The sequence below is a fragment of the Thermoanaerobacterium sp. R66 genome, from assembly GCF_028895185.1.
Lineage (GTDB): Bacteria > Bacillota > Thermoanaerobacteria > Thermoanaerobacterales > Thermoanaerobacteraceae > Thermoanaerobacterium.
Map to the genome: position 1 here is coordinate 611315 of NZ_JAEUWW010000001.1, position 15750 is coordinate 627064.

18 protein-coding genes, 1 tRNA gene, 1 other RNA gene and 1 other annotated feature are annotated in these 15750 nt (G+C 35.2%); of the genes, 18 read left to right on the forward strand and 2 right to left on the reverse strand.

Annotated features, from left to right (window positions below; all coding sequences use genetic code 11):
* The first annotated feature begins 1 nt into the window (after position 1).
* The 4 genes from JJQ93_RS02875 (at position 2) to bcp (ending at position 3187) form a co-directional block, all read left to right on the forward strand.
* Positions 2 to 622 (forward strand): phosphoribosylanthranilate isomerase, encoded by a 621-nt coding sequence (locus JJQ93_RS02875; RefSeq protein WP_274894040.1) that lies wholly within the window; start codon positions 2 to 4, stop codon positions 620 to 622.
* Positions 616 to 1791, forward strand: coding sequence for a tryptophan synthase subunit beta (gene trpB, locus JJQ93_RS02880; RefSeq protein WP_274892685.1), 1176 nt, complete (start codon positions 616 to 618; stop codon positions 1789 to 1791). Before JJQ93_RS02875 ends, trpB begins: the two co-directional genes overlap by 7 nt.
* A complete protein-coding gene (gene trpA, locus JJQ93_RS02885) occupies positions 1791 to 2612 on the forward strand; it encodes a tryptophan synthase subunit alpha (RefSeq protein WP_274894041.1) in 822 nt (273 codons plus the stop codon). The genes trpB and trpA overlap by 1 nt, the downstream gene beginning before the upstream one ends.
* A 110-nt stretch (positions 2613 to 2722) precedes the next feature.
* Complete coding sequence (gene bcp, locus JJQ93_RS02890; RefSeq protein WP_274892686.1) at positions 2723 to 3187, forward strand: thioredoxin-dependent thiol peroxidase; 465 nt, start codon at positions 2723 to 2725, stop codon at positions 3185 to 3187.
* A 26-nt stretch (positions 3188 to 3213) separates the two neighbouring features.
* Here bcp and JJQ93_RS02895 read toward each other — a convergent pair whose 3' ends face one another.
* Positions 3214 to 3351: a hypothetical protein gene (locus JJQ93_RS02895; RefSeq protein ID WP_274892687.1), complete on the reverse strand. Its 138-nt coding sequence runs from the start codon at positions 3349 to 3351 to the stop codon at positions 3214 to 3216.
* Between the two features lie 173 nt (positions 3352 to 3524).
* Here JJQ93_RS02895 and JJQ93_RS02900 point away from each other — a divergent pair, with 173 nt between their 5' ends.
* Both JJQ93_RS02900 and JJQ93_RS02905 read left to right on the forward strand, forming a co-directional pair.
* On the forward strand, positions 3525 to 3785 hold the full coding sequence (locus tag JJQ93_RS02900) for a DUF5665 domain-containing protein (protein ID WP_197049959.1): 261 nt from the start codon (positions 3525 to 3527) through the stop codon (positions 3783 to 3785).
* A 19-nt stretch (positions 3786 to 3804) separates the two neighbouring features.
* Complete coding sequence (locus JJQ93_RS02905) at positions 3805 to 4428, forward strand: TraR/DksA C4-type zinc finger protein (protein ID WP_274892688.1); 624 nt, start codon at positions 3805 to 3807, stop codon at positions 4426 to 4428.
* 40 nt (positions 4429 to 4468) lie between these two features.
* Here the strand turns inward: JJQ93_RS02905 and JJQ93_RS02910 are convergent.
* Positions 4469 to 4544: transfer RNA gene (locus JJQ93_RS02910), tRNA-Trp, on the reverse strand.
* Positions 4545 to 4755: 211 nt separating this feature from the next.
* Between JJQ93_RS02910 and tkt the strand changes: the two genes are divergently transcribed.
* From tkt to uppS, 12 genes are all read left to right on the forward strand, one after another.
* Positions 4756 to 6741 (forward strand): transketolase, encoded by a 1986-nt coding sequence (gene tkt / locus JJQ93_RS02915; protein WP_274892689.1) that lies wholly within the window; start codon positions 4756 to 4758, stop codon positions 6739 to 6741.
* An 83-nt stretch (positions 6742 to 6824) separates the two neighbouring features.
* On the forward strand, positions 6825 to 7727 hold the full coding sequence (locus JJQ93_RS02920; RefSeq protein ID WP_274892690.1) for a TTE1925 family mutarotase: 903 nt from the start codon (positions 6825 to 6827) through the stop codon (positions 7725 to 7727).
* Between the two features lie 50 nt (positions 7728 to 7777).
* Positions 7778 to 8215, forward strand: coding sequence for a signal peptidase II (lspA, locus tag JJQ93_RS02925; protein WP_085113611.1), 438 nt, complete (start codon positions 7778 to 7780; stop codon positions 8213 to 8215).
* A gap of 33 nt (positions 8216 to 8248) precedes the next feature.
* On the forward strand, positions 8249 to 9169 hold the full coding sequence (locus JJQ93_RS02930) for an RluA family pseudouridine synthase (protein ID WP_274892691.1): 921 nt from the start codon (positions 8249 to 8251) through the stop codon (positions 9167 to 9169).
* A 64-nt stretch (positions 9170 to 9233) separates the two neighbouring features.
* Positions 9234 to 9433, forward strand: a binding site (T-box leader).
* A 66-nt stretch (positions 9434 to 9499) separates the two neighbouring features.
* A complete protein-coding gene (hisS, locus tag JJQ93_RS02935; RefSeq protein ID WP_274892692.1) occupies positions 9500 to 10753 on the forward strand; it encodes a histidine--tRNA ligase in 1254 nt (417 codons plus the stop codon).
* A gap of 14 nt (positions 10754 to 10767) precedes the next feature.
* The gene (gene aspS, locus JJQ93_RS02940) at positions 10768 to 12549 is read left to right on the forward strand and encodes an aspartate--tRNA ligase (RefSeq protein WP_274892693.1); all 1782 of its coding nucleotides are present in this window, start codon (positions 10768 to 10770) and stop codon (positions 12547 to 12549) included.
* 46 nt (positions 12550 to 12595) lie between these two features.
* Positions 12596 to 12775, forward strand: a non-coding RNA gene (gene ssrS / locus JJQ93_RS02945) — 6S RNA.
* An 18-nt stretch (positions 12776 to 12793) separates the two neighbouring features.
* Positions 12794 to 13546 (forward strand): tRNA threonylcarbamoyladenosine dehydratase, encoded by a 753-nt coding sequence (locus JJQ93_RS02950; protein WP_274892694.1) that lies wholly within the window; start codon positions 12794 to 12796, stop codon positions 13544 to 13546.
* 71 nt (positions 13547 to 13617) lie between these two features.
* On the forward strand, positions 13618 to 13890 hold the full coding sequence (locus tag JJQ93_RS02955) for a metal-sensitive transcriptional regulator (protein ID WP_013788225.1): 273 nt from the start codon (positions 13618 to 13620) through the stop codon (positions 13888 to 13890).
* A 109-nt stretch (positions 13891 to 13999) separates the two neighbouring features.
* Entirely contained in the window at positions 14000 to 14320 is a 321-nt protein-coding gene (trxA, locus tag JJQ93_RS02960; protein ID WP_085113606.1) for a thioredoxin, read from the forward strand.
* A gap of 153 nt (positions 14321 to 14473) precedes the next feature.
* Positions 14474 to 14914 carry an IS200/IS605 family transposase gene (gene tnpA, locus JJQ93_RS02965; protein ID WP_085112217.1) on the forward strand — a complete coding sequence of 147 codons (441 nt, stop codon included), beginning with the start codon at positions 14474 to 14476 and terminating at the stop codon, positions 14912 to 14914.
* A 132-nt stretch (positions 14915 to 15046) separates the two neighbouring features.
* A complete protein-coding gene (gene uppS / locus JJQ93_RS02970; RefSeq protein ID WP_274892695.1) occupies positions 15047 to 15697 on the forward strand; it encodes a polyprenyl diphosphate synthase in 651 nt (216 codons plus the stop codon).
* Positions 15698 to 15750: the final 53 nt, after the last annotated feature.

Genomic DNA, 15750 nt, shown 5'->3' on the forward strand with positions numbered 1-15750 from the left:
AATGACATTGGTTAAAATATGTGGAATAAAGCGGATAGAAGATGTGGAATACCTTAATGATTTAAAGCCTGATTATGCTGGGTTTGTCTTTGCTGAAAGCAAGCGGAAAGTAGATGTAAATACGGCATATAGCCTTATTAAAAATCTCGACAGACAAATAAAAAAAGTCGGTGTTTTTGTAAATGAAGAAGTTTCGGTAGTAAAGGATGTAGCTGTTTACTTAAATTTAGATGTTTTACAATTTCATGGCGATGAGCCACAAGATTATATAGACAATTTTGATGATTATACTGTATGGAAGGCAATTCGGATTAGCGAAAAAAGCGATGTTTTTAGATTACGAGATTATCATGTTGATGGTATTCTCCTTGACAGCAAAATAAATGGCTTTTATGGTGGTTCTGGTGTGAAATTTGATTGGAATTTAGTTAAGGATGTAAAAGACAACTTAAAGTGCAAGTTTATTTTAGCAGGTGGCATTAATCCTAACAATGTTTCGAAAGCTGTAGAAGCAGCTAAACCAGATGTAATAGATGTATCCAGTGGCGTTGAAGTTGGTGGCTTTAAGAATTATCAATTGATGAAAGATTTAATATGTAAAGTGAGGAGTGTAAAATGGTAGGAAGATTTGGTAAATTTGGCGGTCAGTATGTGCCGGAAACGATTATGAATGCATTGATAGAACTTGAATGTGAATTTTACAAGGCGATAAACGATGAAGATTTTATTGATGAATACAAATATTATTTAAGAGAATATTCTGGAAGGCCCACACCGTTGTATTTTGCAAGAAACTTAACTGAGAGATTGGGTGGAGCAAAAATATATTTAAAAAGAGAAGATTTAAACCACACTGGTGCTCATAAAATAAACAACGTCATAGGACAAATATTGCTGGCTAAAAGAATGGGAAAAAGGAAAGTAATCGCTGAAACAGGTGCAGGGCAACACGGTGTAGCGACTGCAACAGGTGCTGCGATGTTTGACATGGAATGTGAGATATTTATGGGTGAAGAAGACATAAGAAGACAATCATTGAACGTATTTAGAATGAAGTTGTTGGGCGCAAAAGTTACCCCTGTAAAGACAGGAACTGGCACATTGAAAGATGCTGTTAACGAAGCGATACGCCATTGGGTCACGAATATCGATGATACATTTTACGTGATGGGTTCTGTTGTAGGACCGCATCCATATCCGATGATGGTTAGGGATTTTCAGAGGGTGATCGGTGACGAGACGAAAGAACAAATTTTAAGCAAAGAAAAGAGATTGCCAGATTATATTGTTGCATGTGTGGGCGGTGGCAGCAATTCTATGGGGATATTTTACCCTTTTATAAACGATTTATCAGTTAAACTTGTAGGTGTAGAAGCTGCAGGTTTTGGAATAGATACAGATAAACATGCTGCTACAATGGCAAAAGGAAGTATTGGCGTTCTCCATGGCATGATGACGTATCTGCTTCAGGATGATGAAGGACAGATAATGCCTGTTTACTCAATATCAGCAGGGCTTGATTATCCTGGGGTAGGGCCTGAACACGCCTATTTAAGGGATAGTGGCAGGGCACAATACGTGTATGCCACTGATGAAGAAGCTTTGTCAGCTTTTATGGATTTATCTCAAATTGAAGGAATCATACCTGCATTGGAAAGTGCCCATGCTGTTGCGTATGCAATGAAACTTGCTCCAAGCCTTAGCAAAGATGATATCATAGTTGTAAATTTGTCAGGCAGAGGAGATAAAGACGTAAATACAGTAGCAAATGTTTTGGAGGTTGAGCTATGATGGTGTCAAGTATAGAAGTTAACAATGCAAGAGAAAACAGGATTGATAAAAAATTCAATGAGTTAAAGAAAAAAAGGCGTAAAGCACTGATTACATTTATAACTGCTGGAGATCCCGATATAGATGTAACTATCAATTTAGTGTATAAAATGGTTGAAGGCGGTGCTGATATTATAGAGATCGGAATTCCTTATTCAGACCCGCTGGCAGATGGACCTATAATACAAGCTTCATCTGCCAGAGCGTTAAAAAAAGGCACTAAAATAGATGATATAATGAATGCTGTTAAAATAATAAGACAAAATACAGATGTACCGCTTATATACCTTGTCTATTACAATTCCATCTATAAATATGGAATGGAGAAATTTTTAAAGAATGCAAAAGATTCAGGCGTAGATGGACTAATCATACCCGATTTGCCACTGGAGGAAAGAAATGACATAAAAGAATTATCTGAAAAACATGATATTTATTTGATACCGTTAGTTGCACCTACTTCAAATGACAGGATAAAAAAGATTTGTGAAAACGGAAAAGGATTTGTGTATTGCGTTTCTACAAAAGGCGTCACAGGTGTGAGGAATTCTATTGAAACTGATATTGAAAAGTACATGGATTTGGTGTCAAAGTACACTGATTTGCCAAAGGCGATTGGATTTGGCATATCTGGACCTGATATGGCAAAAAAGTTTGCTCCGTACTGTGATGGAATAATAATTGGCAGTGCAATAGTTAAAATGATAAATGATTCAAGAAATAATGATGAAATATTTGACAGTGTAACAAATTTCATATCATCGATCAAGGAGGTAATTTAAAAGGAGGCTATTGCCTCTTTTTAAATTTAATCATTGATTATTATTTTAAAATTGATATAATTAAGAAAAGAAGTATTAAAGGAAAATAATTATCAAAGGAGGAGAAGTTGATGGTTGAATTAGAAAAAGAAGCCCCTGATTTTACCCTTATGTCCAGTGATGGAAAGAATGTCTCTTTAAAAGATTATAAGGGTAAGAAAGTTATTCTTTACTTTTATCCCAAGGACAACACGCCTGGATGCACAAAGGAGGCTTGCCAGTTTAGAGACAACATAAATTCTATTGAAGATAATGACGCAGTTGTAATAGGTGTAAGTTTAGATGATTTAGAGTCTCATAAAAAATTCATTGAAAAATTCAATTTGCCATTTGTGCTATTAAGTGATAATGATGCTAAAGTATCAACAGAATACGGTGTTTATAAAGAAAAAAATATGTATGGAAAGAAAAAAATGGGCATAGAAAGATCAACTTTTGTAATAGATAGAAATGGCATAGTAAAGAAAATTTTTAGGAAAGTGAAAGTTGACGGACACGTAGATGAGATATTGAAAGTGCTTGAAGAAATTGATTAAAGATTAAGTGCGCTTTATGCGCACTTTTAATAATTTAGAATCGGCAGACTGAAAGCAGCTATTAATGCAACTATCATCACAATGACAATAGTCAATGCCACATATTTATGCCATTTTCTGTTGTAAAAAGGGTTTAAAAAATCTTTGCTTTTCTTCTTTTTCATTTTATTCGCCTCATCAATTTTTACTAAAACAATTTTATTAATCTGTATAGCTTCTTATTACTAATTTAAGCATATTTAATTCTAAAAAACAATAAATTATTAATAAACTTTGCCCAAAAAGAGAAAATAGTTTATAGGAGGAATGGGGCTTGGATAATAAATTATTAAATGAAATGAAAAAGCAAATTGAAAAGATGTCTGAGATGATGGAAAAAATGAAAATAGCAGACTATGTAGAATTGATGCAAAGCCCTTATAGACTCCTATGGCTTAACTTTGTCGGTGGGCTTGCGCGTGGTTTTGGAATGGCTATAGGATTTACATTGCTTGGAGCAATTGTAATATACATATTGCAAAGAGCGGTTTTATTGAATTTGCCCATTATAGGCAATATTATTGCTCATATAATAAAAATAGTTCAACAAAATTTGTGATAGAAAGGCATGTGGTATTGTGGATGACGAAAAATTAGAGTATTTTAGAAAAAGACTTATTGATGAAAGAAATAGAATTTTGCATACTTTAAACGAGATGGATGATAATAATGGCACTGGGAAAATTGGTGAAAGAGAGTATTATCAGGAACTGTCATTGGCGGACAATCATCCAGCAGATATTGCTTCAGAAGTATATGAGTTAGAGAAAAATTATGCATTAAAAGATAACGAGCAACACGTTTTAAGGCAAATCGATGATGCTCTTTCACGGATGGTTAACGGCAAGTATGGTATATGCAATCATTGTCATAAAGAAATTGAAATGGAAAGATTAGAAGCATTGCCGTATACACCTTTATGCGCAAAATGCGCAAAAGAAAATGATTTAAAATTAAGCGATCTTAGATTTTCACGTCCCAACGAAGAAAGAACTATCAAATATCCCTTTGGTTGGGGATACATGGATTCTAAAGACGAAAATCAATTTGATGCTGAAGATTCGTACCAAGCAGTGGCAAGGTATAATAAAACTAAAGCAGGACTTGATAATTATGATGACGATTATGATGATTATAATTCAGGATATGTGGAAGAAGTAGATAAAATAAGCAACGAGGATTACAAAAAAACATTAGAATAAAAATCAACCTTGTGCTTAAAAAGTATTTTAGGCATAAAAATGGCAGGGGAGACAAGAATCGAACTCGCAACCTACGGTTTTGGAGACCGCCGCTCTACCAATTGAGCTACTCCCCTGCGACGAAATTTATTATATCATAGTATATTTATCTAGTCAATAACTAAGTGCATTTATTTCGTTGTTATTCTGTCATAAAACTCAACAAAAAAAGTGTGCAAAATATAAAAATAATTCGTAACTTGCTCGAATTTTAAGTTAAATTCTTTTATTACGATTTATCCAATGTTATAATATTAATGGTAATTAAAAAGCAAAGGAGAGTTAAGTATGAACAGGATTGATGAATTAGCAATTAATACTATACGTATACTTTCAATCGAACAGGTGCAAAAGGCTAACTCCGGACACCCAGGTATGCCAATGGGTTCTGCTCCAATGGCGTATACATTGTGGGCCAAATATTTAAAGCACAGTCCAAAGAATCCTAAATGGGCTGGGAGAGATAGATTTATACTATCTGCTGGACATGGTTCTGCACTTTTATATTCGTTGCTGCATCTTTTTGGCTATGGACTTACAATAGAAGATCTTAAGAATTTTAGGCAATGGCAAAGTTTGACTCCAGGGCATCCAGAATACGGACATACACCAGGTGTTGAAATCACTACAGGCCCATTGGGACAAGGTATTTCAAACGCTGTTGGTATGGCAATTGCTGAGACTTACATGGCAAGCAAATTTAACCGTCCAGGGTATGACATAGTGGATAATTATACATACGCTATCGTTGGCGATGGATGCCTCATGGAGGGCATTTCTTCTGAAGCATGTTCTTTAGCTGGAACACTAAAACTTGGTAAACTGATAGCATTGTATGATTCAAATAATATTTCCATAGAAGGTGGCACTGATATTGCATTTACAGAAGATGTTGGTAAAAGATTTAAGGCTTATGGTTGGCAAGTTATAAAAGTAGATGATGGTAATGACGTAGAAAAGATAGGAAAAGCTATTGAAGAAGCAAAGGCAGACAAAGAAAGGCCGTCACTTATCATAGTAAAGACTGTGATTGGATACGGTTGCCCAGAGAAACAAGGAAAAGCTTCAGCACATGGAGAACCACTGGGAGATAAAAATGTAGAGGCAACTAAAAAGTTTTTGGGATGGGAGTACGACGAGGAATTTTATGTTCCAGATGAAGTGCGTAAGCATTTTGAAAATATCATAGAAGAATTAAATAAAGAAGAAGAAAAATGGAATAGAATGTTTGAAAATTACAGAAAAGAATATCCAGAATTAGCAGAAGAATGGGATAAATGGCATAGTGAGAAATTGCCGATTGATTTAGTCGCTGATGAAGGTCTTTGGAATTTTAAAGTAAAGACAGCTACAAGGTCTTCATCTGGAGACGTTTTGAATTATTTGGTTAAGCTTGTCCCAAATCTGATTGGTGGTTCTGCTGATCTCGCGCCATCTACAAAGACTTACACAAAAGATAGAGGCGACTATAGCAGTGAAAACAGAGGTGGTTCTAATTTCCACTTTGGCGTTAGAGAACATGCAATGGCAGCGATTGCGAATGGAATGGCTGCTTATGGCGGCATTATACCTTATGTATCTACATTTCTCGTATTCAGCGATTATATGAAAGGCGCTGTAAGGTTATCTGCGTTGATGAAGCTTCCTGTAATTTATGTGTTTACTCATGATAGCATTGGTGTTGGTGAGGATGGCCCAACACACGAACCGATAGAACATTTACCGATGTTAAGAAGCATTCCAAACTTGACTGTTATAAGGCCTGCAGATTCAAAAGAAGTTTCTGCTGCATGGTGCTACGCTCTTAACAAAAAAGACGGTCCAACAGCATTGATATTGACAAGGCAAAATCTTCCTGTTTACGATGAGACATCAAAAGATGCTTTAAAAGGTGGATATGTATTGTGTGATGCAGAAGATGGAAATCCAGATGTGATTTTATTGGCCAGTGGTTCAGAGGTTAGTTTGATTTATGAGGCATACAAAGTGCTTAAAGAGAAGGGGATTAAGGCGAGGGTAGTAAGCATGCCTTCGATGGAGATATTTGATATGCAACCAGATGAATACAAAAAAACGGTGCTTCCTGATGATGTGAGAGCCAGAATTGCAGTAGAGGCTGCAAGTACTATGAGCTGGTATAAATACGTTGGCCTTGACGGCTGTGTAATTGGTCTTGATCATTTTGGAGCATCTGCGCCTGGTGATATACTCTTTAGAGAATTTGGATTCACTGTTGAAAATGTCGTCAACAAGGCATTAGAGCTATTAAAATGATGAATAAGAGTGCTTTATCGCACTCTTATTCAAAAATTTTTAGGAATCATACAAGTATGTTTTATTAAGAAAGGAATGATATCATGAGTGTTACGATTAAGAAGGTTTCATTTTCTGGTTGGAATAATTGCATTGAAGTTTCTAATGGGGTGGTTGATTTTATAGCCACAACGGAAATAGGTCCAAGGATAATGAGATTTGGATTTGTAGGACAAGAAAATGAATTCAGCATTAATGCAGAAGATACAGGTAAAAAAGGTGAAGACATTTGGAGAAATTATGGTGGTCACAGATTGTGGCACAGCCCTGAAGCCATGCCAAGAACTTATACGCTTGATAATTTTCCAATAAAGTACGAAGAAATAGAAAATGGCATTAAGCTTATTCAAGAGCCTAAAGATTATGCATACATACAAAAGGAAATTGAAGTAACTTTAGAACCAGATAAACCTGTTGTAAATGTTAAGCATACGCTTACAAATAAGGGCGCTTGGGCGGTGGAGCTTTCACCATGGGCTATATCTGTTATGGCGACAGGGGGTCTTCAAGTCGTTGAGCAACCTATGAAAGACACTGGACTTTTGCCAAATAGAGCTTTAGTATTGTGGCCTTACTCCCACATGAAAGATCACAGAATACACTTTGGAGACAAATATATAATTTTTGAGCAAGACCCTAATAAAAAAGAACCATTTAAATTTGGAATTCAAAATGAAAAAGGATGGGCAGCGTACTTTAATCATGGACATCTTTTTATAAAGAAATTTAAACATGATGAAAATGCGGTTTATCCGGATTACAACGCTTCTTACGAAACATATACGACAGATTGGATGATGGAAATGGAGTCTTTAGGTCCTATGGTAAAATTAGAACCTGGTGATTCCACAATCCATACAGAAGAATGGTTATTATACGACAATGTAAAAAGACCATCTATAAACGAAGATGAAATAGAAGAATTGTTGTCACAATATATAAAGTAATTAATTAGGGCTTGTAAAAGCCCTAATTAAAGCTTTTTAGGAGGATAGAATTGGAACTAATTACTGTCATATTAGCTATTGTAATTGACCAAATTTCAAAATACTTTGTAGTGAGGTATTTAAAACCCATTGGGACTTTTCCTATAATAGACAATGTATTTAACTTTACGTACGTTGAAAATAAAGGTGCTGCTTTTGGAATATTGCAAAATAAGACAGTATTTTTTATAATAATAACTGTTATTGTTGGGACAATATTGGTGTATTCAATTGTAAATGTACCCAGCAGTACATTTTATAAGTTTACTTTATCTATGATTCTCGGTGGAGCCATCGGAAATTTAATCGATAGAGTCAGATTAGGATATGTTGTAGATTTCATTGATTTTAGATTTTTTCCAGCAGTCTTTAATTTAGCTGATTCCATGATAGTAGTAGGCGCTATATTGTTGTGCTATACTTTAATATTTAAAAAAGAAAGTCAATAATAGTAGGTTATATGCCTGGAAGGGTTGTAATTCATGAACATAGCTAATATTGTGAATATAATTGCTGAAAAAGACGATGTAGATAAAAGAATAGACTCTTTTTTAGCTTCAGAAGTAGATTTTACAAGATCATATTTAAAGAAATTGATATTAGATGAACTTGTTAAAGTTAATGGCAAATCAGTAAAGCCTAATTACAAGGTAAAAGAAGGCGATGTGATAGACCTAAATATACCTGAGGCAGAAGAAATAGACTTAAAACCAGAAAACATTCCTCTTGATATTATTTACGAAGATGATGATATAATTGTTGTGAATAAGCCTCAAGGCATGGTAGTTCACCCTGCTCCTGGTAATTTAAGTGGTACACTTGTCAATGCGCTTTTATACCATTGCACAAATTTGTCGGGCATAAATGGAGAATTGAGGCCAGGGATTGTCCATAGACTTGATAAAGATACTTCTGGCGTAATGGTAGTTGCTAAAAATGACAAAGCTCATTTGGAACTATCAAATCAAATAAAAAACAGGACTATTTTAAAAAAATATTTAGCGATCGTTGAGGGAGTAATTAAAAGCGATGAAGGAGCTGTAGAGGCTCCAATAGGAAGAGATCATATTGAGAGAAAAAAGATGGCTGTTGTAAAAGATGGACGTTATGCTTTAACATTATACAGAGTTCTCGAAAGGTATAAAAATAATTCTCTTGTAGAAGCGGTAATAAAAACCGGTCGCACTCATCAGATTAGAGTTCATATGGCATATATTGGGCATCCAATTGTAGGTGATGATGTTTACGGATATAAAAAACAGAGATTTAATCTTTCAGGTCAGGCACTACATTCAAAGCTTTTAGGCTTAGTGCATCCGTCTAAGAAAGTTTATATGGAATTTGAGGCTCCTGTTCCTGAATATTTTGAAAAGTTAATGAAAGTATTAAAAGAAAAGCAGTAGTTCTTTTCTGGCTTGACACGTCAATATATTAAAGTTATAATATCAAATAAATAGCTTGATATAGTATAATGCGATGAGTAGGAGAGTAGCAAAAGTACATATACAAGGGAGAAGATACCGTGACTGAGAGTATCTTTATATCACTGCTTTTGTGAAAGACGCCTATTAGCATATTGGTCGATATGTAGGCCAAATACGTAAACCTGCGTTAAAGGAAAGAGTTGTAATCAGGGTGGCACCACGGGAAATTCTCTCGTCCCTGCAATTTATTTGCGGGATTGAGAGAATTTTATATTATATAATACTTAAGTATAAAGAGGAGTTGATTTTATGCTTACAAAAGCGCCTAGAGGGACAAAAGATGTACTTCCATCAGAAGCATATAAATGGCAGTATTTAGAAAATATAATAAGAGAAATATGTGCAGATTTTGGATTCAAAGAAACCAGGACGCCTGGGTTTGAGCATACTGAACTATTTTTAAGAGGTGTTGGCGAATCAACTGATATTGTCAGAAAGGAAATGTACACTTTTAATGACAAGAGTGGTAGAAGTATTACCTTAAAGCCTGAGGGGACGTCACCTGCTGTAAGAGCATTTGTTGAACACAATTTATACGCAGAAACGATGCCAGTTAAGATTTACTACATAACACCAGTTTATAGATATGAAAGGCCTCAGTCGGGTAGGCTTAGGGAACACCATCAATTTGGCATAGAAATGTTTGGTTCACATGATGCATTGGCTGATGCTGAAGTAATCAGTGTTGCTATGACTTTACTCAATAAATTGGGACTTAAAAATTTGGAGCTAAATATCAACAGTATTGGATGTCCTAACTGCAGAAGGGAATATAACAAAGCATTGAAAGAATTTTTAGGAGAGAATATCGAAAATTTATGCGATGATTGCAAAGAAAGATATAAGATAAATCCCATGAGAGTTCTTGATTGCAAAGTTGAGAGTTGCAAAAGAATATTGAAAGATGCGCCGTTAATGCTTAATTATCTTTGTGATGATTGCAAAGACCACTTTGAAAGTCTTCAATCTTATTTAAAAGAAGCGGGATTTAACTTTGTCATTAATCCTAGGATAGTTAGAGGACTTGACTATTATACTAAGACAGCTTTTGAAATAATATCAAACGACATAGGTGCACAAGGTACTGTTTGTGGTGGAGGAAGATACGATGGTTTAGTAGAAGAATGTGGAGGTCCTTCTGTACCTGGTGTAGGGTTTGGATTGGGACTTGAACGTTTGTTGCTGACGATTGAAAACAGCGGCATTGAAATACCCGCTCCAAAGCGTCCAGATCTTTTCATATGCACAATCGGAAATGAAGCAAAGAAATATGCGTTTTCTATGGCTACAAAACTTAGGAGTTTGGGAATTTCAGTTGAGATTGACAATATGGGAAGAAGTCTTAAAGCACAGATGAAATACGCTAATAAACTAAATGTAAGGTATACGATAATTTTAGGTGAAGACGAACTTAAGAACAATAAGGTGAAACTGAAAAACATGGATACTGGAGAAGAAAATGCAATTGAGATTGATAAAATTTATGATGAAATATCAGAATAGATGGAGGTATATTGATGGGAGAGCAATTGGCAGGCATGAAAAGAACACATATGTGCGGAGAACTTACAATTAACGATGTTGGGAAAAATGTCGTTGTGATGGGATGGGTTCAAAGAAGGAGAGATCTTGGAGGACTCATATTTTTAGAATTGCGGGATAGGACCGGGCTTATACAGATTGTTTTTAGTGAGCAGCTTTCAAAGGAAGCATTTGATAAAGCTCAGCATGTGAGAAATGAGTATGTTTTGGCTGCATCAGGTAAAGTTGTAAAGAGAACTGAAGAAAATGTGAATCCAAATCTTGAGACAGGAAACATAGAGATTTACGTAAGCGAATTTAAAATTTTAAGCAAAGCTGAGACACCACCATTCATGGTGGAGGATAGAAATAATGTGTCTGAGGCGATTAGATTAAAGTACAGATATTTGGATTTAAGAAGACCATCAATGCAGAAGATTTTGCTTACAAGATACAAGATAACGAGAATTGTGAGAGACTTTTTGGATAAAAACGGCTTTATAGACATAGAAACGCCGCTTCTCATAAAAAGCACTCCAGAAGGAGCTAGAGATTATCTTGTTCCAAGTAGGGTACAACCTGGCAAATTTTATGCCTTGCCCCAATCGCCACAGATATTTAAACAGCTTTTAATGATATCAGGCTTTGATAGGTACTATCAGATTGCGAAATGCTTAAGAGATGAGGATTTAAGGGCAGATAGGCAGCCTGAGTTTACGCAGATCGATATAGAGATGTCGTTTGTCGATGAAGATGATGTCATATCCATAAATGAGCGTATGATAGCTAAAATATTTAAGGAAATTTTGAATATCGACTTGGAAGTTCCTTTTAGGAGAATTTCTTGGCAGGAAGCAATGGACAGGTTTGGCTCTGACAAGCCTGATTTAAGATTTGGAATGGAGCTGAAAAATCTTTCATCAATATTTGCAGACTCTGAATTTAAAGTTTTTAGAGATGCAATAGAAAATGGTGGTTCTGTAAGGGCAATAAATGTGAAAGGTGCAGCATCTATTCCTAGAAGACAATTAGATGAGCTTGTAGAATACGTAAAAACATATAAAGCTAAAGGACTTGTATGGATACAGATGTCAGATGATGGTCCAAAATCCCAAATCTTGAAATTTTTAAAAGAGGATGAGTTGGCACAGGTCTTAAATGTGATGGAAGCAGAAAAAGGCGATTTGATATTAATAGTAGCTGACAGAAACAATATGATAGTTTATGATGCTTTAGGTCATTTGAGATTGGAAATGGGGAGAAGATACAATCTCATTGACGAGAACAAATACGAATTTTTGTGGGTTGTCGATTTTCCATTGTTGGAATACAGCGAAGAAGAAAAAAGATATGTTGCGATGCACCACCCGTTTACTGCTCCAAAAGATGAAGATATAGAAATGCTTGACAAGAATCCGGGGCAGGTAAGAGCAAAAGCGTATGACATAGTTCTAAATGGTATGGAAATAGGTGGTGGCAGTATTAGGATACATGATACGGAATTGCAGAAGAAGATGTTTAAAGTGCTTGGTTTTACCGATGAAGATGCAGAGGCGCGATTTGGGTTTTTGCTGAATGCTTTTAAATATGGAGCACCGCCACATGGTGGCATTGCATATGGGCTTGACAGATTGACAATGATACTTACGGGTACAGATAATATAAGAGATGTTATCGCATTTCCAAAGACCCAGAATGCATGCGATCTTATGTCAGATGCGCCATCTGAAGTTTCGAAAGAACAGTTAGATGAATTGCACATAAAGGTTGACCTATAAACGTTTAACCTTGAAAAATCCTAAAAAATGTGCTAATATATTTTTAGAAACCCTATGGTGTGCGTGAAATGCGGTAATGTTTTGAGCCAACACCTATAAAAAGGGAGCCTGGGCTCTGGTAATGGAATATAAGCCATCTTCGAATGGACATATGAAGTTATCAGGAGGGCACCCACCTGCGAGAGCAGGTTCAAAACCACCGACTTAACGGCACTATGGGGATTTTTTATTGGAGGAATCAGCATTGTTACACGCTTTTTCGAGAACGGAACTATTAATAGGAAAAGATAATTTAGATAAATTAAAAAGATCTACTGTCGCTGTTTTTGGGATGGGTGGCGTAGGCTCGTACACAGCAGAAGCTTTAGCACGAAGTGGCATTGGAAAGTTGGTAATAGTAGACGATGACACAGTCTGCTTAACTAACATAAATAGACAAATACATGCTACAAGAAAAACAGTTGGCAAACCGAAAGTTGAAGTAATGAAAGAAAGGCTTTTAGAAATAAATCCTAAACTTGAAGTTATATCACATCAAACCTTTTATAGCAGTGAGAATAGCAATATGTTATTATCTACTGATTACGATTATGTTGTTGACGCTATTGATACAGTATCGTCAAAGATAGATCTTGTAGTAAAATGCAATGAGATGGGCATACCGATTATAAGCTGCATGGGTGCAGCTAATAAAATGGATCCAACAAAATTTGAGGTGGCTGATATATACGATACAAGTATATGTCCTCTCGCAAAAGTCATGAGATATGAGCTTAGAAAACGCGGTATAAGATCGCTAAAAGTTGTTTATTCTAAAGAAAAGCCTATAAAACCTCTTTTGGACGTGGAAACTTGTAAAGAACAGTGTATATGCACAAATAAAGAAAGAACTTGTGTCAAAAAAAGACAGATACCAGGTAGTGTATCTTTTGTACCACCTGTAGCAGGATTTATATTGGCAGGTGAAGTTATAAAGGATATACTTGGGTACAAGTGAAAAATATGTTGACAAATTTTTGCGGAAAGATTATACTAAATTTGTACCTAATAGGGGTATGGGAGGTAATTATGAATTCATATCAAGATGAAAAAGACGATTTGCTAAGAAGGCTAAAAAAAATAGAAGGACAAATAAAGGGAATACAGAAAATGATAGAAAAAGACATATACTGTGTAGATGTCCTTATACAGGTTGCTGCCGTAAGGTCTGCAATAAATAGCGTAGGTAAGATATTGCTTAAAAGTCATACTCTTGGGTGCGTGAAGGATGCTATAAACACTGAAAAGCAAGATGACATGATTGACGAGCTTGTTGAGACATTTATGAAATTTATGAAATGACTTAAAGATTTCTAGCTTTTTATTTATAGATTATTTGTTGAATAAAATAAATCTATAGGAAAAAGCTAATAATTAAAGAATTTTTAAAATATAATTAGGAGGTAGAAAAATGGCTGAAGTTACAATAACAAAGGACAATTTTCAGGAAGAGGTAGTTAATTCGAATATACCTGTTTTGGTAGATTTTTGGGCAGAATGGTGTGGACCTTGCAGAATGGTATCACCTATAATAGAAGAGCTAGCTGAAGATTATGAAGGGAAAGTGAAAGTTGGCAAGATCAATGTTGATGAAGAAAACGAGCTTGCTATGCAATTTAGGATCATGAGCATCCCTACTATAGGACTTTTCAAGGGTGGCAAAATGGTGGATAAAATCATAGGAGCAAGGCCAAAATCTGATTTTGAAGATTTTATAAACAGAAATTTATAATATAAAAAGAAAAACTGTTATCGCTTTTATAGCATAACAGTTTTTTTTTAATGTCTGTATAATGGGGTTAAATCCCTCAGCTTAAGCTGAAACCTTTAGGTCAACAAAATAAATAATCACTTCTAGTAAAAAATAAAACTAGAGGTGATAAATATGCAAAATTATAGAAAGTCGTCGCATGCTACATATGACCTAAAATATCATATAGTATGGATAACGAAATACAGAAAACCGGTATTGGTTGGGAAAATAGCAGAAAGAACAAGAGAACTAATAAGAATGGTATGTAAAAATAACGAAGTAGAAATATTATCAGGGCATGTATCAAAAGACCATATACATATACTAGTGTCAGCACCACCACATATGTCAGTAAGTAAGTTAGTGCAATATATAAAAGGATATAGTTCAAGAAAGTTACTAATGGAAAATAAGGAGCTTAACAAACAATTCTGGGGACAACATTTATGGGCACGAGGATATTTTGCAGCAAGTAGTGGTAATGTAACAGATGAAGTGATTATTGAATATATACAAAATCAAGATATAGAAGAAAACCAAAAGAATGATAATTTTACTTTAGGCGAGTTTTAAGCTGCTTAAGCGGCATATCCAACCCACCTGCTTTAGCAGGTGGTGGTTGAGTTAAAAACATTTATTCCTTAGAGTATAATAGATATTAAATTGGAAAAACTGTATATATCAAAGCAAAGAAAGGAGGACAAAATGTATCGAATTCCTAATCATATTGGTATTATTCCTGATGGAAATAGGCGTTGGGCACAAAATAGAAATATGCCTAAAGAAGCTGGATATTCATTCGGTTTAGAACCGGGAATAACATTGTATAAGATGTGCAGAGAGATTGGCGTTAAAGAATTAACTTTCTATGGATTTACGCAGGATAACACAAAGCGACCATCTGTTCAAACAGAAGCATTTAAAAAAGCGTGTATTGATGCTGTTAAAATGCTTGAAAAAGAAGATGCAGATCTTTTGGTCATAGGAAACTATAATTCTCCCATGTTTCCGCAAGAATTGCTGCCATATTGTAAACGAAAGAAGATTGGTAGTGGAAAAATGAAGGTTAATTTTCTTGTTAATTATGGATGGCAGTGGGACTTGAATAATGCATTGAAGGCTTTAAGCAGTGGAGAAAAAAGCGATATATTAGATCTAATTTCATCAAAAGAAGTATCGCGAATAGATTTAATCATAAGGTGGGGTGGCAGAAGGAGGTTAAGCGGATTTTTGCCTGTCCAGTCGATATATTCTGATTTTTATGTAATTGATGATTATTGGCCGGATTTTAAGCCTCAACATTTTTACGATGCCCTTGAATGGTATTCAAAACAAGATATTACACTTGGTGGATAAATGTCATCATTAAAGGTGGCATTTTTTATTTGCAATCACTTTTATATACATAC